This is a genomic window from Aneurinibacillus aneurinilyticus ATCC 12856, assembly GCF_000466385.1.
In the GTDB taxonomy this organism is placed as follows: Bacteria; Bacillota; Bacilli; order Aneurinibacillales; family Aneurinibacillaceae; genus Aneurinibacillus; species Aneurinibacillus aneurinilyticus.
The window spans coordinates 1-20,445 of record NZ_KE952873.1; the positions used below are offsets into that span (position 1 = coordinate 1).

20 protein-coding genes are annotated in these 20,445 nt (G+C 45.4%); all 20 read left to right on the forward strand.

Annotation, left to right across the window (positions count from 1 at the left end):
• Window positions 1–207 precede the first annotated feature (207 nt).
• The 20 genes from HMPREF0083_RS20410 (at window position 208) to ispF (ending at window position 20,439) form a co-directional block, all read left to right on the forward strand.
• A complete protein-coding gene (locus HMPREF0083_RS20410) occupies window positions 208–1,074 on the forward strand; it encodes a MurR/RpiR family transcriptional regulator (protein ID WP_040304137.1) in 867 nt (288 codons plus the stop codon).
• On the forward strand, window positions 1,074–2,237 hold the full coding sequence (locus HMPREF0083_RS20415; RefSeq protein ID WP_021623641.1) for a M20 peptidase aminoacylase family protein: 1,164 nt from the start codon (window positions 1,074–1,076) through the stop codon (window positions 2,235–2,237). Before HMPREF0083_RS20410 ends, HMPREF0083_RS20415 begins: the two co-directional genes overlap by 1 nt.
• Entirely contained in the window at window positions 2,234–3,076 is an 843-nt protein-coding gene (locus HMPREF0083_RS20420; RefSeq protein ID WP_021623642.1) for a GNAT family N-acetyltransferase, read from the forward strand. The genes HMPREF0083_RS20415 and HMPREF0083_RS20420 overlap by 4 nt, the downstream gene beginning before the upstream one ends.
• The gene (gene menC, locus HMPREF0083_RS20425; protein ID WP_021623643.1) at window positions 3,073–4,185 is read left to right on the forward strand and encodes an o-succinylbenzoate synthase; all 1,113 of its coding nucleotides are present in this window, start codon (window positions 3,073–3,075) and stop codon (window positions 4,183–4,185) included. The genes HMPREF0083_RS20420 and menC overlap by 4 nt, the downstream gene beginning before the upstream one ends.
• Window positions 4,186–4,494: 309 nt before the next feature.
• The gene (gene pstS / locus HMPREF0083_RS20430; protein ID WP_021623645.1) at window positions 4,495–5,616 is read left to right on the forward strand and encodes a phosphate ABC transporter substrate-binding protein PstS; all 1,122 of its coding nucleotides are present in this window, start codon (window positions 4,495–4,497) and stop codon (window positions 5,614–5,616) included.
• An 80-nt stretch (window positions 5,617–5,696) separates the two neighbouring features.
• Entirely contained in the window at window positions 5,697–6,620 is a 924-nt protein-coding gene (gene pstC / locus HMPREF0083_RS20435) for a phosphate ABC transporter permease subunit PstC (protein WP_021623646.1), read from the forward strand.
• Window positions 6,621–6,622: 2 nt separating this feature from the next.
• Window positions 6,623–7,501: a phosphate ABC transporter permease PstA gene (pstA, locus tag HMPREF0083_RS20440; RefSeq protein ID WP_021623647.1), complete on the forward strand. Its 879-nt coding sequence runs from the start codon at window positions 6,623–6,625 to the stop codon at window positions 7,499–7,501.
• Window positions 7,502–7,521: 20 nt separating this feature from the next.
• Complete coding sequence (gene pstB / locus HMPREF0083_RS20445; protein WP_021623648.1) at window positions 7,522–8,271, forward strand: phosphate ABC transporter ATP-binding protein PstB; 750 nt, start codon at window positions 7,522–7,524, stop codon at window positions 8,269–8,271.
• Between the two features lie 90 nt (window positions 8,272–8,361).
• Window positions 8,362–9,066 carry an HAD-IA family hydrolase gene (locus HMPREF0083_RS20450; RefSeq protein ID WP_021623649.1) on the forward strand — a complete coding sequence of 235 codons (705 nt, stop codon included), beginning with the start codon at window positions 8,362–8,364 and terminating at the stop codon, window positions 9,064–9,066.
• 173 nt (window positions 9,067–9,239) lie between these two features.
• Entirely contained in the window at window positions 9,240–9,698 is a 459-nt protein-coding gene (locus tag HMPREF0083_RS20455) for a CtsR family transcriptional regulator (protein WP_021623650.1), read from the forward strand.
• Between the two features lie 42 nt (window positions 9,699–9,740).
• On the forward strand, window positions 9,741–10,262 hold the full coding sequence (locus tag HMPREF0083_RS20460) for a protein-arginine kinase activator protein McsA (protein WP_040304140.1): 522 nt from the start codon (window positions 9,741–9,743) through the stop codon (window positions 10,260–10,262).
• A gap of 12 nt (window positions 10,263–10,274) precedes the next feature.
• Window positions 10,275–11,342, forward strand: coding sequence for a protein-arginine kinase McsB (locus tag HMPREF0083_RS20465; protein WP_021623652.1), 1,068 nt, complete (start codon window positions 10,275–10,277; stop codon window positions 11,340–11,342).
• 47 nt (window positions 11,343–11,389) lie between these two features.
• Window positions 11,390–13,846 carry an ATP-dependent protease ATP-binding subunit ClpC gene (gene clpC, locus HMPREF0083_RS20470; RefSeq protein WP_021623653.1) on the forward strand — a complete coding sequence of 819 codons (2,457 nt, stop codon included), beginning with the start codon at window positions 11,390–11,392 and terminating at the stop codon, window positions 13,844–13,846.
• A gap of 170 nt (window positions 13,847–14,016) precedes the next feature.
• A complete protein-coding gene (gene radA / locus HMPREF0083_RS20475) occupies window positions 14,017–15,390 on the forward strand; it encodes a DNA repair protein RadA (RefSeq protein WP_021623654.1) in 1,374 nt (457 codons plus the stop codon).
• A 1-nt stretch (window position 15,391) separates the two neighbouring features.
• Window positions 15,392–16,471 carry a DNA integrity scanning diadenylate cyclase DisA gene (gene disA, locus HMPREF0083_RS20480; RefSeq protein WP_021623655.1) on the forward strand — a complete coding sequence of 360 codons (1,080 nt, stop codon included), beginning with the start codon at window positions 15,392–15,394 and terminating at the stop codon, window positions 16,469–16,471.
• Between the two features lie 118 nt (window positions 16,472–16,589).
• On the forward strand, window positions 16,590–17,318 hold the full coding sequence (pssA, locus tag HMPREF0083_RS20485) for a CDP-diacylglycerol--serine O-phosphatidyltransferase (protein ID WP_040304142.1): 729 nt from the start codon (window positions 16,590–16,592) through the stop codon (window positions 17,316–17,318).
• Between the two features lie 179 nt (window positions 17,319–17,497).
• Window positions 17,498–17,977 carry a CarD family transcriptional regulator gene (locus HMPREF0083_RS20490; protein ID WP_040304144.1) on the forward strand — a complete coding sequence of 160 codons (480 nt, stop codon included), beginning with the start codon at window positions 17,498–17,500 and terminating at the stop codon, window positions 17,975–17,977.
• 184 nt (window positions 17,978–18,161) lie between these two features.
• Window positions 18,162–19,256 (forward strand): PIN/TRAM domain-containing protein, encoded by a 1,095-nt coding sequence (locus HMPREF0083_RS20495; protein WP_021623658.1) that lies wholly within the window; start codon window positions 18,162–18,164, stop codon window positions 19,254–19,256.
• A gap of 11 nt (window positions 19,257–19,267) precedes the next feature.
• The gene (ispD, locus tag HMPREF0083_RS20500; protein ID WP_021623659.1) at window positions 19,268–19,960 is read left to right on the forward strand and encodes a 2-C-methyl-D-erythritol 4-phosphate cytidylyltransferase; all 693 of its coding nucleotides are present in this window, start codon (window positions 19,268–19,270) and stop codon (window positions 19,958–19,960) included.
• The gene (ispF, locus tag HMPREF0083_RS20505) at window positions 19,957–20,439 is read left to right on the forward strand and encodes a 2-C-methyl-D-erythritol 2,4-cyclodiphosphate synthase (protein WP_021623660.1); all 483 of its coding nucleotides are present in this window, start codon (window positions 19,957–19,959) and stop codon (window positions 20,437–20,439) included. The genes ispD and ispF overlap by 4 nt, the downstream gene beginning before the upstream one ends.
• Window positions 20,440–20,445: the final 6 nt, after the last annotated feature.

Below are 20,445 nucleotides of genomic sequence, written 5' to 3' on the forward strand. Positions count from 1 at the left end.
AATAAATGAACCCCCTTATCTGAGCAATCAGATAGGGGGGGTTTTTGGTTTGGATACAAGATCAAGTTGTCCTTTACACCACACGCTTCACATAGCCGAAAAATTTTTCTTGTATAAATGCAGAAAATTAATTATACTCAGTTTGAAGTGAAAACTTCTACATTAATAAATTTAAGAAGCCAATACTTCTTAAAAGGAGTTTGTTTTATGTCCTACCGTGAAAAAATCAGCCACCATTTTCATGAGCTAACTGCCGGACAAAAGAAAGTCGCCCGATATGTTTTAGACCATGCCCATGAGTTCTCAAAGCATACAGCAACTGAAATCGGAAAAAAGGCAGGTGTTAGCGAAACAACGGTAATTCGTTTTTGTCATGCAGTAGGCTTTGACAGTTTCATGCACATGCAGCAAGCCGTATGGGATGAGCTTCTGGCTTCAAATTATACGCTGCAAATGCATCAAAGCTCATCTCGAATTGCAGAAAATGCACAAATCGAAGAAAGAGATTTACTTGATGAAATTATGAGAAACGACATGTTTCAAATTGAAAAAACATTCAGCCAGCTTTCCCGGTCAACCTTTCAACAAGTTATTCGCTGCCTGGCTGAAACTCCGTATATTCTCGTTGTTGGCCATCGGACTTCACATGCTCCTGCTTCCTGGTTGGCTTACTCACTAAATCTTCTGCGCGGAAAGACGCGTCTCTATCGCCCTGATACAGATGATATGGCGCAATGGATCACTGAATTTGATTCTGACTGGGTGATAATTGCACTTTCCTTTCGGCGCTATGCGAAAGAAACGGTTCAATTGGCGAAATTCGCCAAGGAAAATGGAGCTCGAGTGTTGACCATTACCGATAGCATGATTGCACCGGCTGCCCGTTATAGCGATTTCGTTTTGCCTGTTGCAGTAACAGATGCGACGCTTGACTCTATACCTGCCCTTTTTTCCTTGCTAAACGCGATTGTTACCGTATTATCAGCTGAAAAAAGTGAAGAAATTACGAACACATTAACGCGCTATGAACAAATATACGAGAAGGTGTATCAGGAAGAAAAGGAGGAAAAGTAATGGAGCTTACAGCTTCTGTACAAACAATGCGGTCGAGTATCATGCAGACATTTTCTCATCTTCATGAACATCCCGAAACAAGCTGGAAGGAGGAAGAAACGACGCGATTTATCGTACAACGATTAGCATTACTTGGTTTGCAGACTGAGACATTTACCGATTGTACGGGTGTGATAGGGATATGGGAGCCGGAAGAAGCAACTGTTCGACAAGAACCACTTACTGTTGCCTTGAGAGCGGACATTGACGCACTATGGCAGTCAGTAGATGGCGAATGGAGAGCAAATCACTCCTGTGGGCATGATGCCCATATGACGGTTGTACTTTCTGCGCTGGAAATTCTAAAAAAAGCCGGATACCGTCCTCCAGGTACGATTAAAGTGATTTTTCAGCCAGCGGAAGAGACTGGGGAAGGCGCGCTAAAAATGGTAGAAAAAGGGGCAGTAGAAGGTGTTGACTACCTGTATGGGCTTCATCTGCGCCCCATTCAGGAACTGCCTGACGGTAAGGCTTCACCTGCTATCTATAACGGAGCTTCGCTTCTTGTACGGGGAGAAGTGCAAGGGCTAACCTCGCATGGTGCCCGTCCTCACCTGGGAGTGAATGCCATCGAAGCAGCTGCAGCATTCCTTCAAACAATCCAGAATATTCACACAAACCCAATGATCCCATCTTCTATTAAAATGACGAGCATACGTGCAGGAGATGAAAACAGCACAAATGTCATTCCCGATTATGCCAGATTCACACTTGACGTTCGTTCTCAATCCAATCAAACACTCGACGAAATATATGAAAAAATTCAGTCGGTTGCCAGATGTACAGCAGAGATGTATGGTGCCCACATTACATTGCAGCCGGATGGAAGAACAGCGGCCGCCGAAGTACATGATGAAGCGAAAGCATGTATGCGTCAATCTATTCAGGATGTGCTGGGCCAGGAGAATACAGCACCTGATGTTATTACACCTGGAGGTGAGGACTTTCACTTTTATACCCTAAAGCATCCACATATCAAAGCAACCATGCTGGGTTTAGGTTGCGGCCTTACACCAGGACTTCATCATCCTCATATGCAGTTTAACCGTGAAGCACTGGTGTCGGGAGCACATATTATGGCCCGGACAGTCATTCATACATTCCAGAAGGGAGAGTCGACATGACACAGAATTTAGAGATTCGTATGCTGGCAAAGGTAGAAGAAATCGAGCCTATTGTGGAACTGGAGAAGATAATCTGGCAAACCGATATACCGATGCCAGCGGATCAGATGGTGACTGCTGCCAAGCATGGAGGGATGGTGCTCGGTGCTTTTCTGGACAACAGGCTTATCGGTTTTCAATACAGTTTTGCAGGATTTGACGGGAAGCGAACATATCTTTGCTCGCATATGCTAGGGACACATCCTGATTATCGTTACATGAAGATTGGGGAGAAATTGAAGTGGAAGCAACGAGAAGCTGCATTAACACTTGGCTATGATCGAATCACATGGACCTATGATCCATTGGAGACGGCCAACGGTTATCTGAATATTCATAAGCTCGGCGCGGTGTGCTCCACTTATATTGAGAACTGCTACGGCGATATGCAGGATTCCCTGAATCGGGGAATTTCTTCCGACCGTTTTCAAGTGGACTGGCATATCGGAAGCCAAAGAGTAGTTGCACGAGCAGAAGGGAAGCGACAGCAATATAACGATGTTCCTGAAGGCTTGCTTTTCGATTGGGAACGAGATGAGAATGGTTATCCGGTACCGGTGGCTGAAGACATAGACTGGGATCGACTCGAGGGAACAACGATGTATCTCCCGGTGCCAGCGCAATTTCAGCAAATGAAAAAACAAAACAAATCGCTGGCTATTCGGTGGCGTGCGGTGACACATCATGCGTTTACATATTTGTTCGAGCGGGGCTGGATTGTAACGGATCTGGTACGTAATGAGAAGGCAACACCAGTACATTTCTATGTTTTACACAGAAAAGGAGAGGATTATAAATGAACATTAAACAGGTTATTTTGCGTCACATGAAGATGCGGATGCGTCGACCATTTACTACAAGTGTAGGTACTGAATATGACAAGGAATTCATTCTTGTAGAAGCAAAAAGCGAAGACGGTCTTTCAGGCTGGGGAGAATCGGTCGCCGCAATTGAACCGTTCTATAAAGAAGAGACGGTCAAGATGAACTGGCATATGCTTGAGGATTTCTTGCTTCCGCTCGTATTCGAAAAACCGATTGAACATCCAGATGAACTTACTAACGAAAGGTTTGCTCATATCAGGGGCAACTATATGGCGAAGGCAGCAATTGAGGGAGCAGTCTGGGATCTCTATGCCAGACAGAAGGGAATGACACTTGCACAAGCGCTTGGGGGAGAGAAGAAAAAAATTGAGGTAGGCATCAGCTTAGGCATTGAAGATTCTGTGGATGAACTGCTCCGTCTTGTAGAGAAGTATGTATACGAAGGCTATAAGCGTATTAAGGTAAAAATTCAGCCGGGATGGGATGTTGAAGTTATTCGTGCGGTACGCGAACGTTTCCCTGATATTAAGTTAATGGCTGATGCGAACTCTGCTTATACGTTAGACGATGCCGAACATTTGCGCAAATTGGATGCATTCAACCTTACGATGATTGAACAGCCGCTTGCCCATGATGACATTGTTGATCATGCGGAATTGCAAGCACAGCTTCGGACACCGATTTGTCTTGATGAAAGTATTCATTCTGTAGAAGACGTGCGTAAAGCGATTAAACTTAAAAGCTGCGGTGTAATTAACATTAAAATCGGTCGCGTAGGTGGCTTAACCGAGGCAAAGAAAATCCATGATATATGCAAGGAGCATAATATTCCGGTATGGTGTGGCGGTATGCTGGAAGCAGGGGTTGGTCGTGCACATAATGTGGCTATCACAACGTTGTCAAATTTCATTATGCCGGGGGATACAGCTGCCTCTGCACGCTATTGGGAGAAGGACATTATCATTCCAGAAGTTACCGTGAAGGATGGCTGGATTACCGTTCCAGAAGGACCTGGTATTGGATATGAAGTAAGTCGTGAAAGACTGGATGAGTTTACGTTATATAGCAAGTCATATTTAGCATAGCAAGGAAAAAATGAGGAGTGCTTGCAGAACGCAAGCACTCTTTTTTCTGTTCTTTATTTCTTAACATTAAATTAACAATCCTGTTCATGAAGGAAAGAAAGCCTGTCAAAACAAGGATTATACAGGGAGAGAAAATCTGAAGAAAACCTTCGTTTTTAATGGTGTAAACAGTTTGTAAAGATAAATTAAAGATCGTGTAAAACACCTTGTAGGGCCTATATTCCTCGATTATTATGAACAACGTAATTATTCCACATCAACACGGAAATAAAACCAATTTACTAAAAATCTTAGAGGGGGATTTTTGCAGTGAAGTTGAAAAAAATCGGTGTCCTACTTTTTGCGCTTGTGATGATGTTTTCTCTCGCAGCGTGTGGTTCTTCCAGCACGAGCCTGAAACCGGAAGGCGATAAAGAAGCAGGAGCAAGCGGACAACAGAAGCCTAGCGGAGAAGCAGGTCTTCTGAATGGCGCAGGTTCCAGCTTTGTAAATCCGTTGTTCTCTAAAATGTTCAATGAGTATTCCAAAGAACATACAGACGTGAAAGTAAACTATCAGGCAATCGGTTCCGGTGGCGGTATCAAGCAATTGACTGCAAAAACAGTTGATTTTGCAGCTTCTGATGCTCCAATGAAAGAAGATGAAATCAAAGCGGCTGGCGGCAACGTATTGCATATTCCAGTAACGCTGGGCGGGGTTGCGATTGCATACAACCTTGAGGGCGTAAAGGACTTGAAGCTAACTCCAGCGAACATCGCTGATATTTACAGCGGAAAAGTAAAAAAATGGAATGATCCTCAAATCGCAGCAAACAACAAAGGCGTGAAGCTTCCAGATACAGATATTTTTCCGGTACACCGTTCTGACGGTTCCGGCACAAGCCACATTTTCACAACATATCTGAATAAAGCAGCAGCAGATAAGTGGCCGAAAGAAAAAGTAGGAAAATCGATCAAGTGGGATAATGTAGGTACTGGTGCGAAAGGAAACGAAGGCGTAGCCGGACAAGTACAAAACACACCAGGGTCCATCGGATACATCGAGTTAGCATATGTTATCCAAAACAACATGACAGCAGCTCAAGTTCAAAACAAAGACGGTCAGTTTGTAGCACCTTCGCTTGATTCTGTAACAGCGGCTGCGCAAGGCGGATTGGCGAATGTACCGGAAGATTTGAAAATTGAACTCAACGATCAGCCTGGAAAAGACAGCTATCCGATCGTCGGAACAACATGGGCACTAGTTCCAGAAGATTTGGGAATGGATAAAGCAAAAGCTGAAAAAATGCTGACAATGCTGCAATGGACTGTAACAGATGGACAAAAATATGCCTCCGATTTACAGTATGCTCCACTGCCGAAAGAACTGCAGGACAAGTGCGTAGCACAATTAAAAAAAGTAAAAGTAGACGGTCAACCGGTTTTGAAATAAAGCAGTAAGACAGAAAGAGCGTGCAAAAAACTCCCTGGAGTTTTTTGCCGCTTTTTTCAAGAGAATGGGGAGTGTAATCCTTGAAGAAAAGATATGGAGATCAATTATTCAAAGCAATCGCATATATCTTTGGTTGTTCAATCATTGCCATGCTTGGTCTTATGGTGTGGGAGATGTTCCGCGGTTCGAGCTTTGCTCTTGATAAGTATGGGTTAGGCTTTTTATTTAGCTCCTCATGGGACCCCGTCACAGAAGAATTTGGAGCTTGGCCGTTCATTTACGGTACGATTGTTTCTTCACTCCTGGCTCTTGTTATCGCAACACCTATAAGTATTGGAATTGCTGTCTTTCTTGTTGAAGTCGCTCCGAAATGGTTTCGGGATGTTGTAGGCTTTCTAATTGAGCTTTTAGCTGCAATTCCTTCCATTGTATATGGTTTGTGGGGAATTTTCGTTTTAGGCCCTATTATTCGGGAGTATATCGCTCCTGTATTTATTAATACATTAGGGAAGTTCATTCCGTTCTTTGCTGGGCCTTCCTTCGGAGTCGGGATTTTCACAGCAGGTGTAATTCTGGCGATTATGATCATTCCGACGATCGCTTCTATTTCCAGAGAAGTGATTATGGTTGTACCGGATGCACAGCGTGAAGCTGCTCTAGCCCTTGGCGCAACGAAATGGGAAATGATTCGTACGGCTGTACTTACGTATTCGCGTTCAGGTATTCTTGGCGCCATGATTATCGGGCTGGGCCGTGCAATCGGAGAGACGATGTCTGTTACGATGGTTATCGGAAATCGACCGGAAGTTCCGGATTCTATATTTGACCCCGCTTATACGATGGCGAGCGTCATTGCTAATGAATTTAACGAAGCCTCCTCTGATATTTATTTATCCACGTTGATTGAAATTGGGTTCCTGCTGTTTGCGGTAACGCTGTTGGTCAACATCTTCGCACGTTTCCTTGTGTGGACAACGTCTAGAGGCATACAGGAGGCTAAATAAATATGGAAAGTGTATTGGAAAGTGTCAAAAAACAAAAAACGAATAAATTGAATGCCAAGCTGGGCCGGCGCCGTGCATTCAGCTCTTTTATGGTCAGCCTAACCATCTTAAGTATGCTTCTGGCACTTACCCCTCTGTTCAGCATTCTGGGATATGTTCTTGTAAAAGGAATACCCGCTTTAAATTTTGCCTTTTTCACGGAGCTACCTGCCCCCCCGGGAGAAGCAGGTGGCGGGATGGCCAACGGTATTGTCGGTACATTTACGCTTATTGGTCTTGCCTCATTAATTGGGGTACCAGTAGGCTTGATGGCAGGAGTCTTCCTATCTGAGTATGGTCGCAACCGTTTTGGTAAATTCGTTTCATTCCTAACAGATATTATGCTTGGCGTACCTTCTATTGTTGTGGGTATTGTTGTGTATGCTCTCGTAGTATTGTGGCTGGGCGGTTTTTCCGCCTATGCGGGAGGAATAGCGCTGGCGTTTATTATGATTCCGGCTGTTACCCGTACAACAGAAGAGATGTTAAAGCTAGTGCCGAATCATATCCGGGAGGCGGGCCTTGCACTCGGTATTCCAAAGTGGCGTGTTATCATGCTGATAATCCTGCCCACTGCGCTACGTGGGATTATTACAGGTATTATGCTGGCTGTGGCTCGTGTATCAGGGGAGACCGCTCCGTTGCTCTTCACGGCTTTCGGAAATATGTATTGGAACAAGTCCCTTAATGAACCGATTGCCTCGATGCCAGTGCTGGTATTTAACTATGCAATTTCTCCGTATGCGGAGTGGCAAGCTCAGGCATGGGCAGGGGCGCTGACGCTTATTCTAATTGTTCTTGTGTTGAATGTATCTGCACGTTTGGTTACGAGAAAGCGATAGAATATACGAGGTGGAGATCAATGATTGAAGCAAAAAGCCTGAACCTATGGTATGGCGATTTTCATGCGATTAAAAATATTAATATGGCTATTGAAAAAAATAAAGTAACTGCGTTTATCGGTCCTTCCGGCTGTGGCAAATCAACGTTTTTGCGGGCGATTAACCGTATGCATGAAGTAATCGAGGGCGCAAAGGTAGAGGGCGAAATTCTGCTTGAGGGCGAGAATATTTATAATCCGGACCGTGATCCTGTAACGGTACGCCAGCAGGTAGGAATGGTGTTTCAGAAACCGAACCCGTTTCCTACGATGTCTATTTATGACAATGTAGCAGCAGGTCTTCGGATTAACGGATTCAAGAACAAGAAGAAGCTGGATGAGATCGTAGAGCGCTGCCTGACACAAGCTGGTCTATGGAATGAGGTTAAAGACCGCTTAAGTAAAAATGCGATGGGTTTATCTGGCGGTCAGCAACAGCGTCTGTGCATTGCCCGTACATTGGCCGTAGAGCCGGAAGTAGTGTTGATGGATGAACCTACCTCGGCGCTGGATCCAATTTCTACGCAAAAAGTGGAAGAGCTGTTGTTTGAGCTAAAGAAGAAGTACACCATCATTATTGTCACGCATAATATGCAACAAGCTGCACGCGTATCTGATCACACAGCCTTTTTTCTATTAGGTGAAATGGTTGAGTTTGATCAAACAGAGACGATCTTTACCAATCCGCAAGATAAGCGTACAGAAGATTACATTACAGGGCGCTTTGGCTAAAGCTCAGGAACCGGATTTCTCCGGTTCTTTTTTGAGTGTTGGCTTACTGTCTGTTACAATATATTTCAATATGATACAGGAGGTAAGCGGATGACAGAAGCGGTAAAGCCCTTTAACAAAACAATTCAGCTTGCAGTATTTTTCGACATGGACGGAACGCTGCTGCAAACGGAAAATGTAGCATTGCCTGCGGTAAAGGATGCATTCGAGCATTTGAAACGGGAAGGTATATATAAAGGGAAAACGCCTACTAGAGAGCAAGTCTTAAACGTATTTGGCATGACCATAGAGCAAATTTGGAATACACTTATGCCTGATGCATCGCAGGTAGTAAGGGAAAAAGCGAATACATTAATGCTTGACTACGAAATTGAACGCTTAAAAAATGGAGAAGGGAAGCTGTATGATGGCGTATTCGATGTATTGACTCGACTCAAGGAAAACGGAATTCCGGTTTTCGTTGTAAGCAACGGGGAGAAAGCGTACATTGAGGCTGTGGTAAAATATACTGGATTATCAATGTTATTTACGGATTTGTATAGTGCAGGCCGTTTCCAAACAAAAACGAAGAACGACCTTGTCACAAAGCTACTGAATGACTACCGTATTGAGCATGCGATTATGGTTGGTGACCGTCACTCGGACGTGGAAGCGGGCAAAGTAAATGGATTATACACCATCGCCTGCGATTTTGGCTTTGCTAAAGAGGGAGAATTGGATGGTGCTGACACGTGTGTTACGGCGTTTACTGATATCGTGCACATTATTAATTCCTACATAGAAAATCTGAAGTGAAGTTCACTTTAGATTTTTTTGTTGTAAACACTAAAAAAAGGGTAGATAAGAATAGAAATGAAATTTTAGGTCAAGAATAACAATATTGGTTGCTTGCATTTTTACATAAGTGTGATTATAATTATAGTCAAAGAAAGTCAAAGTCAAAGACAAACCGGTTAGGAGGTGTGTGCATGCGGAACATATCGGACATCATTGAACAGCACCTGAAGAATATTCTGCAGCAAGGCGATGGGGCAGTAGAAATTCAGCGTAGTGAGTTGGCTGATAAGTTCCAGTGTGTGCCTTCGCAGATTAATTACGTAATCAGCACCCGGTTTACCGTCGAGAAAGGCTACCTTGTAGAAAGTAAACGGGGCGGCGGTGGATATATTCGTATCCGCAAGATTGAGATTATTGACAATAAGCGTTTTTATCACATGCTGATGGAAGCGATCGGCCAGAGTATAACGTCAGCAGCCTGTGACAATATTATTGAACGGCTGCGGGAAGAAGGAATCATTTCGCCAAGGGAAATGCACATGATGAAGGCAGCCACTGGAAGAGTTATTTCGGCTGTGCCGGTTCCGGTCAGGGACCGGCTACGTGCAGATATTCTTCGAGCGATGTTAACTGCGATTTTTATTTATTAAATAGTATGTATAGAACTATGTGTGCTTGGGAGGGAAGCGGAAATGATATGCCAGGAATGCCAAGAGCGTCCCGCCACGCTCCATTTCACGAAAATCGTTAATGGTGAAAAGACCGAATTCCATCTTTGTGAAGTATGTGCGCAGGAAAGAGGAGAAGTGTTCCCGGGAGGTATGAATCATTTTTCTATCCATCACCTGCTATCCGGGTTGTTGAACACCGCTGAACCGAATGTGAATACATTTAAAGTGCAACAGGAAACACCGCTGCGCTGCGATACATGTGGGTTGACATACTCTCAATTCAGCAAAAGCGGAAGGTTCGGCTGCAGCAATTGTTATAAGGCATTTGAAGAGAAGCTTGATCCGCTGTTCCGGCGGGTGCATGGGAATACGCACCACAGCGGAAAGGTACCGGAGCGCTCGGGCGGTACAATCAAGTTGAAAAAAGAAATGTCTGAACTAAAAGAAGAGATGAGAAATCGTATTGAACGTGAGGAATTTGAGGAAGCGGCGAAAATTCGCGATCGAATCCGCGAGTTAGAGCAACAAATCGCAGATTTGTAGGAGGGAAAACGCATGTCTTTCCAGAAGTTTATATCAAATGCGATTAGCGAATGGATGAATGGCGATGGACAGGACGCTGATATAGCTATTAGCAGCCGGGTGAGACTGGCGCGCAACCTGCGTGACGAGCCGTTCCCGATGTTGGCGACTGATTCACAGCTTGAGCATGTAATTGAGCAGGTCGAGCAGGCAATGGGGGATGAGGCGTTTAAGGCAAAGAACCAGTTTGAGATGATTCGCATGGAGGCGCTGACACCGTTGCAGAAGCGTGTACTGATGGAAAAACATCTGATCAGCCCGAACCTGCTTGCGGACTCTCGAAAGGGCGCCGTCATCCTTAGCGAGAACGAAGCCATTAGCATTATGGTGAACGAGGAAGATCACCTACGCATTCAATGTCTGTTTTCCGGGTTGCAATTAAAAGAAGCATGGCAAGCAGCGAATGAGATTGACGATATCTTCGAGAAACATGTGAACTTCGCATTTGACGAAAAAAGAGGCTTTCTCACCAGTTGTCCCACCAATGTAGGCACCGGAATTCGTGCCTCTGTTATGATGCATCTGCCGGGACTTGTGATGACGCAAAGGATTAACCAGATACTTTCTGCTATCAATAAGCTTGGTCTGGTGGTGAGAGGGCTGTATGGAGAGGGAAGCGAAGCGGTCGGAAATTTGTTTCAGGTTTCCAATCAAGTTACGCTTGGTCAATCCGAGGAAGAGATTATCGAGAACCTTGCAGGTGTGACCCGTCAGATTATCGAAGAGGAACGTATAGCTCGTCAAAACTTAATGCGGAATCATCGGCTTCAGCTGGAGAACAGGGTATGCCGCTCATACGGTATTTTGACCAATGCGCGCATTATCGAATCGAAAGAGGCTGCTGAACGTCTATCTGATGTACGGCTCGGTATAGACCTGGATATTATCCATGGTATACCGCTTAGTGTCATGAATGAACTAATGGTTATGACGCAACCAGGCTTTTTACAGCAATATGCGGGTCAGCAGTTGACCGCCGACTCCCGTGATGAACGCCGGGCACGGCTTATCCGGGAACGTTTACAGTCAACGATAGAATAATATGATAGGCCATTCTTTTTACTTATACTTATGGAGGTGTTTGTCTTATGATGTTTGGTCGTTTTACGGAAAGGGCACAAAAGGTTCTGGCCCTTGCTCAGGAAGAAGCGGTTCGTTTAGGTCACAAAAATATCGGAACTGAACATATCCTTCTTGGCCTTATCCGCGAAGGAGACGGCATTGCAGCAAAAGCCCTGCAGGCGTTAGGGCTTGGTCTTGATAAAATTCAAGGCGAGGTAGAGTCGTTAATTGGTCGCGGCGGCGAACAGCCAAGCAACATCAATTATACACCGCGTGCTAAGAAAGTTATTGAGCTTTCCATGGATGAAGCAAGAAAGCTTGGCCATACGTATGTAGGTACTGAGCATATTCTTCTCGGGTTGATTCGCGAGGGGGAAGGTGTAGCAGCCCGTGTTCTTAATAATCTGGGTGTAAGCCTGAATAAAGCGCGCCAGCAGGTGCTGCAGTTGCTTGGCAGCAGTGAAGCGATGTCTTCTCATCAGCAAAGCTCCAGCAATGCAGCCGTCAATACGCCGACACTGGACAGTCTGGCCCGTGATCTAACCGCAGTGGCACGTGATGGGTCTTTAGACCCTGTTATTGGTCGTTCTAAGGAAATTGAGCGTGTTATCCAAGTGCTTAGTCGTCGAACAAAAAATAATCCGGTGCTTATCGGTGAGCCTGGTGTAGGTAAAACCGCGGTTGTAGAAGGGCTAGCACAGCGTATTATCAATAATGAAATACCAGAAACCTTGCGTAACAAGCGCGTCATGACTTTAGATATGGGGACTGTTGTCGCTGGTACGAAATATCGTGGTGAATTCGAAGATCGTTTAAAGAAAATCATGGATGAAATACGCCAGGCAGGTAATATCATCCTGTTTATTGATGAATTGCACACATTAATCGGTGCAGGTGGTGCGGAAGGAGCGATTGATGCCTCCAACATTCTAAAGCCATCTTTAGCACGGGGCGAACTTCAGTGCATTGGTGCCACTACGCTTGATGAATATCGTAAATATATTGAGAAGGATGCAGCGCTTGAACGACGTTTCCAACCGATTCAGGTTGACGAACCTTCTACGGAAGAAGCGGTACAAATTTTATTCGGCCTGCGAGATCGCTATGAAGCGCATCATCGCGTGAATATTACAGATGAAGCGATCCGTCAGGCAGTATATTTGTCCGATCGTTACATCTCTGACCGTTTCCTGCCTGATAAGGCAATTGACTTAATCGATGAAGCAGCCTCAAAAGTGCGTCTGCAGTCCTATACCATTCCGCCGAATTTGAAGGAATTGGAACAACGGCTGGAAGAAGTACGAAAGGAAAAGGATGCGGCAGTACAAAGCCAGGAATTCGAAAAGGCAGCTTCCATGCGCGACAAGGAACAAAAGCTGCGTGAAGAATTAGACAAGACAAAGAATGAATGGCAGGAAAAACAGGGGCAAACTGACTCTGAAGTTACTCCGGAAGATATCGCTTCTGTAGTAGCGAGCTGGACCGGTATTCCGGTTGTTAAGCTAAAAGAGGAAGAGACGGAACGCCTATTGAAGATGGAAGAAATCCTGCATAAACGTGTGATAGGTCAAGAGGATGCAGTTAAATCCATTTCTCGTGCCGTACGTCGTGCTCGAGCTGGATTGAAGGATCCGAAGCGTCCTATCGGCTCCTTTATTTTCCTCGGTCCGACCGGTGTAGGTAAAACTGAGTTAGCTCGTGCCCTGGCGGAAGCATTATTCGGCGAAGAAGATGCGATGATTCGTATTGATATGTCCGAGTACATGGAAAAACATTCTACTTCCCGACTGGTAGGTGCGCCTCCCGGATATGTTGGATTTGATGAGGGAGGACAGCTTACTGAGAAAGTACGTCGTAAACCGTATTCTGTTATACTGCTTGACGAAATTGAGAAAGCGCACCCGGAAGTTTTCAACATCTTGCTGCAGGTGCTTGAAGACGGACGTCTAACCGATTCTAAAGGGCGTACGGTTGACTTCCGCAATACGGTTATTATCATGACATCGAATGTGGGTGCAGATTTAATCAAGAAAAATACAACCCTTGGTTTTACGACGCCGGATAGCTCTAAGCACTATGAAGATATGAAAGATCGCGTGCTTGGGGAGTTGAAGCGCAGCTTCCGTCCGGAGTTCCTGAACCGGATCGATGAACTCATTGTCTTCCATTCTTTAGAGGAATCGCACATTGCAGAAATCGTGCTGCTTATGTCTGAAGAGCTTCGTAAGCGTCTGAATGAACAGGAAATCGATTTCGTTCTTACTGAGGATGCGAAGAGGTTCCTGGCTAAGGAAGGCTTTGACCCGGCGTTTGGCGCCCGTCCGTTGCGCCGTGCTATTCAGCGTCACATTGAAGACCGTCTATCTGAAGAATTGCTGACCGGCGGCATCAAGAAAGGTGACACAGTAAAGATTGATGTGACGGAAGGTGGATTAAAGGTAGAGAAAGCGAAAGAAAGCGCGGAGGAATCCGTTTCAAAGTAACAAATTCTTTGCAATAAATCATAATAAACGGAACAAGAGGCTCTCCTGATGACAGCAATTTTTGCTCAGGGGAGCCTTTTTTATGTAATTAAGTGTAGGAAGATGCGCGATAAAGCAGGAAAACGGTATAATTAACAAGAAAATATGTTAAGAAAGAAGAGAAGATAGGCATGGCTAAATATAAATCCAAATATGTATGTCAAGAATGCGGATATGAGTCGCCGAAGTGGATGGGAAAATGCCCTGGCTGTACCAAGTGGAACACAATGGTAGAGGAGCTGGAAGAGAGGGCGAAGCCAGGGGAAACGGCACGACGCAGTTTATCGGCAGAAGCCAGCCGCCTGGCGCCCATTACCACGATTGTCGGGGAGGATGAGCCGCGCCTGACGACCAATATTAGCGAACTGAACCGCGTGCTTGGCGGTGGTGTTGTGCCGGGATCGCTTGTTCTTGTGGGCGGAGATCCGGGTATTGGTAAATCCACATTGCTATTGCAGGCATCACAGGAGCTGGCAAGTAACAATAACAAAATACTTTACATTTCTGGTGAGGAATCTGCTAAGCAGATTAAACTACGTGCCGAACGATTAGGGGCGGCCAGTCCGAATTTATACGTGCTGGCGGAGACAGATCTATTCCTGCTTGAACAGCAGATTTCACATTTAATGCCTGCTGTGGTCATTTTGGATTCTATCCAGACGATATTTCATCCGGATGTTACTTCGGCTCCGGGCAGCGTGGCCCAGGTGCGGGAGTGCACGGCTCATCTAATGCGATTGGCCAAAACGAAAGATATTGCTATCCTTATCGTCGGCCATGTTACCAAGCAGGGAGCAATCGCTGGTCCCCGTCTGCTGGAACATATGGTGGACTCAGTGTTGTATTTTGAAGGAGAGCGCCATAATACGTATCGTATTCTGCGCGCTGTAAAAAACCGGTTCGGTTCTACAAATGAAATCGGCATCTTCGAGATGGGGGAGGATGGATTAAAAGAAGTGACGAATCCATCGGAGATGTTCCTGTCCGAGCGTTCGCTAGGCGTAGCTGGTTCCACAGTTGTCGCTAGCATGGAAGGCACGCGTCCAGTGCTGGTGGAGATGCAAGCACTTGTTACACCGACCGGATTTGCGACACCTCGACGGATGGCAACGGGTGTCGATCATAACCGGATCGCTATGATCATGGCAGTGCTGGAAAAGCGCGTAGGTCTACTTTTGCAGAACCAGGATGCGTATGTAAATGTAGCGGGAGGTGTACGCCTGGATGAGCCGGCAATTGATTTGGCCGTAGCTGTCAGCCTGGCATCCAGCTTTCGAGATAAACAGACTCATCCGTATGATGTAGTCATTGGGGAAGTGGGCCTAACGGGAGAGGTGCGGGGCGTCTCCCGTATAGAGCAACGCGTCAAAGAAGCACAAAAACTAGGATTCAAACGTGTAATTATTCCCGCCAAGAATGTAGCCGGCTGGGAGCACCCGAGGGGCCTTGAAGTTGTTGGTGTGCAGACAGTATCGGAAGCGTTGCGGGAAGCGTTGGGAGGATAATATGGCAGCGGACAACAAGCGTGAACAATTTATTAGTGAGGTACTGCGTTTCGTTTCGCCGGGAACGCCGTTTAGAGAAGGTCTGGAGAACGTGCTTAGAGCGAAAACGGGTGCGCTTATCGTTATTGGTAATACACCTACAGTACAAACGATTGTGGATGGTGGCTTTTCGATCAATTGTGACTTAACACCTGCTCACCTGTATGAACTGGCCAAAATGGATGGAGCTATTATTTTGAGCGAAGATGCAAAAAAAATTCTATATGCTAATACGCAATTGATACCGGATTCGGCTATTCCATCGACAGAGACGGGAATTCGTCATCGTACGGCCGAGCGGGTAGCCAGACAGACCGGTCAACTGGTTATTTCCATTTCACAGCGACGCAATGTAATTACATTGTATCGAGGGCCGTACCGATATTCCTTAAAAGATATCGGGGTCATCCTAACCAAGGCCAACCAGGCGATTCAGACGCTTGAAAAGTACAAATCCGTATTGGATCAGGCGTTGACGAATCTGGGTGCGCTAGAATTTGAAGAACTGGTGACACTGCATGAAGTAGCACTCGTCGTACAGCGAATCGAGATGGTTTTACGCATTAAATCAGAAATTATTAAATATATTAATGAACTAGGGACAGAAGGCCGTCTTATTAGCATGCAGATGGAAGAGCTTGTATCGAATATCGAAGACGATGCCTATCTGCTTATTAAAGATTATTGCCGTCAAGGTGAAGAGGTCGACCCGGAGGATGTACTTGTACAACTGCATAAACTATCCGCTGATGAGCTTCTCGAGCCGGTTAATATTCTCAAAACCCTCGGCTACTTGCCAAGCGCAAATCTGAATGATGAGCCGGTCTTTCCGCGCGGCTATCGTATTCTTAGTAAAATTCCGCGTCTTCCAGGCTCTATTGTTAGCAATCTTATCGAAGAATTTTCCAGTTTGCCCCAAGTTATGATGGCGACCATTGAGGAACTGGATGAAGTGGAAGGAATCGGGGAAGTACGGGCCCGGGCTATCAAAGAGGGATTGAAACGGATACAGGAGCAGGTGTTCATTGACAGACATATCTAGTTCGGCATACAATAAAATAATTGTCCGAAGCCAATAAATCTATATGCATTCTGCTTTCGGACAAGGGGAGACTGTTTCGGCGGTAGAGAAACAGTATCAGGGAGGTAAAAGAGCTGAAATGATAGCGAGAATAATACCGAACTTATTTACAATGGGCAATTTGTTTTTGGGCGTTATTGCAATGCTGTTGGCTTTCCGCGATGAACCTATATATTTAAGCTATGCAGCAATTATGGTTATTATAGGAATGGTACTGGATGGATTGGATGGACGTCTGGCCCGCATGTTAAATGCGCAGAGTGACTTCGGGAAAGAATTGGATTCGCTCTCGGATATTGTTACATTTGGTGTGGCGCCCGCGCTCATTATGTACGTGGTGATCCTTCAGGATATGGGATGGATAGGCATTCTGTTGACTGGACTATTTCCGATTTGTGGGGCATTGCGTCTGGCTCGCTTTAATTCTGCAGTCGGAGGTAATACAGGCTATTTTGTAGGTTTGCCGATTACGGCCGCAGGGGGTGTACTGGCGACGCTCGCATTATATCATCAGGCGTTTTCATCGGTGTATCTAGTATTAAGTATGCTTGGTCTTTCTTATCTTATGATTAGTAATATTAAGTACCCTAATTTTAAGAAGGTCGGCATTCCGCGTTCTGCATATTGGGTGACCCCGCTGATTATGGTAATCGTGGGAGTCGTTGCTGTGCGTTTCCCTTCACAGTTTCCGATGATTGTATTTATTCCGCTTGTGCTTTACGCGTTGTATGGCGTGAAGAAGAATGTTGACCGGATGGTGAGGAAACGCCGCTGCGAAAAAACCGAAGAAGAAGTTATCAATTCATAAAAAAGACCGGAGTGCGCTCCGGTCTTTTTTATGTGTCCAAAAAATTAATGAAAATTTAATTTGACATATTTGTTGACATGGTTCTTTTTTGTGTGATATGATAATAAATTTTAAATACTTGACAAAAAAGTAGGTGCTATGCTATGGTGAGGTTGGATACTCTGTTGGGGGTGGGTTTGTTGTTTCGAATTGGCGATAAGATTGTTTATCCGATGCATGGTGCAGGTATTATCGAAGCCATTGAAGAGAAGGAGATTCTTGGTGAGAAACAGCAGTACTATATTATGAAGATGCCAGTCGGCAATATGCAGGTCATGATCCCAATGGAAAAAGTGTCGAATCTGGGCATCCGTCAGGTTGTTGATATGCATGCGCTTGAGCGGGTTATGGAGATTTTGCGGCGTGAAGAAGATGATTTAGGCATCAGTTGGAACCGCAGGTATCGTAGGAATATGGAGAAGATACGTACGGGCGATATTTATCAAGTCGCTGCCGTTGTTCGTGAATTAATGCACAGAGAGAAAGAGAAAGGTCTTTCAACAGGTGAAAGGAAGATGCTGGATAATGCTCGGCAGATTCTTTTGAGCGAACTGGTGCTCGTTAAGGATATTGATGAAGAGCAGGCGACTCACTTATTGGAGCAAGTAGTCAATAGTTAGAGGGGAAAGCTTCTCTAAGAGAAGCTTTTCTCTTTTCTTTCTTTGTAACTTTTGCTGCTGTTTTTACGTAAGAACAGATAGGAAAAGTTTTTGCTTTTTTAATGTCGTGTTTTTGTTTTCGATCGTTTTTTATTTGGTAGATATGACTATAATGGAATATGAATGATTTTGAGGAGGTGAATGTATGGTCAGAAGAATTATTCAGTTGTTTTTCCTCTTAGTCGGTGCAGGCTTAGGATACCAGTTCGGTCCTGACCTGTTCGGACTCCTGAACTCGCTTATTGATATCGGGAAAGTACCGGGTATGGAATACATCGGTGCGGTGCTTGGGGCAGTGCTGTTCTTCCTGCTTGCCTCTTGGCCGACAGAATATATTGTAAAGACCATCAAACGCAGTGAAGAGACGCTAATTAAGCTTCCGATTACGGATGTATTATTTGGAGCTATGGGGCTTATTATTGGACTTATTGTAGCGTTTTTACTTTTTCTCCCTATTAATAGCATCCCCATCCCGATCGTAGCGAAATTGCTCCCGCTGCTTATTTCCGTGTTGTGCGGCTATATCGGCTTCCAGGTAGGGCTGCGTAAACGTGATGAGATTATGTCGGCATTCTCGATCGGCCGATTTAAAGGCGAGAAGAAGAAGGAAGAGAAGCAAGATTCGAACCAGGGACAGTATAAAATTCTTGATACAAGTGTGATTATCGATGGTCGGATTGCGGACATATGCAAGACGGGTTTTATTGAAGGAGCGCTTGTCATTCCTGAATTCGTGCTTGAAGAACTGCAACATATTGCCGATTCTTCCGATGCGTTGAAGCGTAACCGCGGTCGTCGCGGGCTTGACATCCTCAATAAAATACAGAAAGAATTAAAGGTAAAGGTTATCATTACAGACAAAGACTTCGAGGAAATCAGTGAAGTGGACAGCAAACTTGTTAAGCTTGCTAAGGTAATGAAAGGTAAAGTCGTTACCAATGATTTTAACTTGAATAAAGTGTGCGAGCTGCAAGGTGTTTCCGTCTTAAACATTAACGATTTGGCAAATGCGGTCAAGCCTGTGGTGTTGCCGGGTGAGGAATTGCATGTACAGGTCATTAAAGACGGAAAAGAAAATGGACAGGGTGTAGCGTATCTTGATGACGGTACGATGATTGTCGTTGAAAATGGCCGAGAGTATATCGGTTCGTTCGTTGATGTTATCGTTACGAGTGTGTTGCAGACTTCGGCAGGACGCATGATCTTCGCGAAGCCGAAATTGATGGAAAAAGCGCTGTAGGAAATGAGTGGATGAAAGTGAATATAGGTGTAGTCATTGCAGCGGCAGGACAGGGAAAGCGGATGGGTGGTTCAGTCAAGAAGCAATTTATTGAGCTGGCGGAAAAGCCGGTACTGCTTCATACACTTGATCTTTTCGCCGAATTGGAATATGTGAGAGAAATGGTCGTCGTGGCGGCGGAAGAAGACGTAGAGCGCACGAAGGAGCTGCTGAGTTCGTATCCGCATATCCGGGTTATTCCGGGCGGTGCAGAACGTCAGGACAGTGTATATCTTGGCCTTACGGCGCTTTGCTTTTCGGATTATGTGCTTATCCATGATGGAGCGCGACCTTTTCTTTCCCGCCTGACGCTTGAGAGACTGATCGATGCTGTGCGTTCAAAGCGGGCCGCGATTCTAGCCGTACCCGTAAAAGATACGATTAAACGCACAGACGAGACGGGAATTGTGATGGACACACCGCCAAGACAAAGCTTGTGGGCCGTGCAAACGCCACAGGCTTTTGCTTTGTCTGATATTCTTGCCGCACATGAACAGGCGCGGCAGGATGGCTTTCTTGGGACGGATGATGCTTCCCTTATAGAAAGGCTGGGCCAGGCGGTGCATGTAGTAGAAGGGGAATATACGAATATTAAACTCACTACACCAGATGATCTTGTTTTTGGTGAGGCGATTTTGAGGTGGAGAAAGGAGAAAGGGCAATGATTCGGGTAGGACAAGGTTTTGATGTTCATCAACTGGTAGAGGGGCGCAAGTTAATTATCGGCGGCGTAGAGATTCCACACGAGAAGGGGCTCCTAGGACATTCGGATGCAGATGTGTTGCTGCATGCCATTACCGATGCGATTTTGGGAGCGCTCGGATTGGGTGATATCGGTAAGCATTTTCCTGATACGGATCATGCGTTCAAAGATGCTGACAGCCAGCTGCTGTTACGCGACGTATGGAAGCTTGTTAAGGAAAAAGGATACACCATCGGTAATGTGGATGCGACGATCATTGCCCAGCGGCCGAAGATGGCGCCGTACATTAATCCGATGCGTGAAGTGATTGCTTCTTGTGTTGAATCGGAGATGGAGAGAATTAATGTAAAGGCCACCACGACAGAAAATCTGGGTTTTCCAGGTCGTGGCGAAGGAATCGCCGCGATGGCTGTTGTATTGTTACAAAAAGTAGGATTATAATAGATA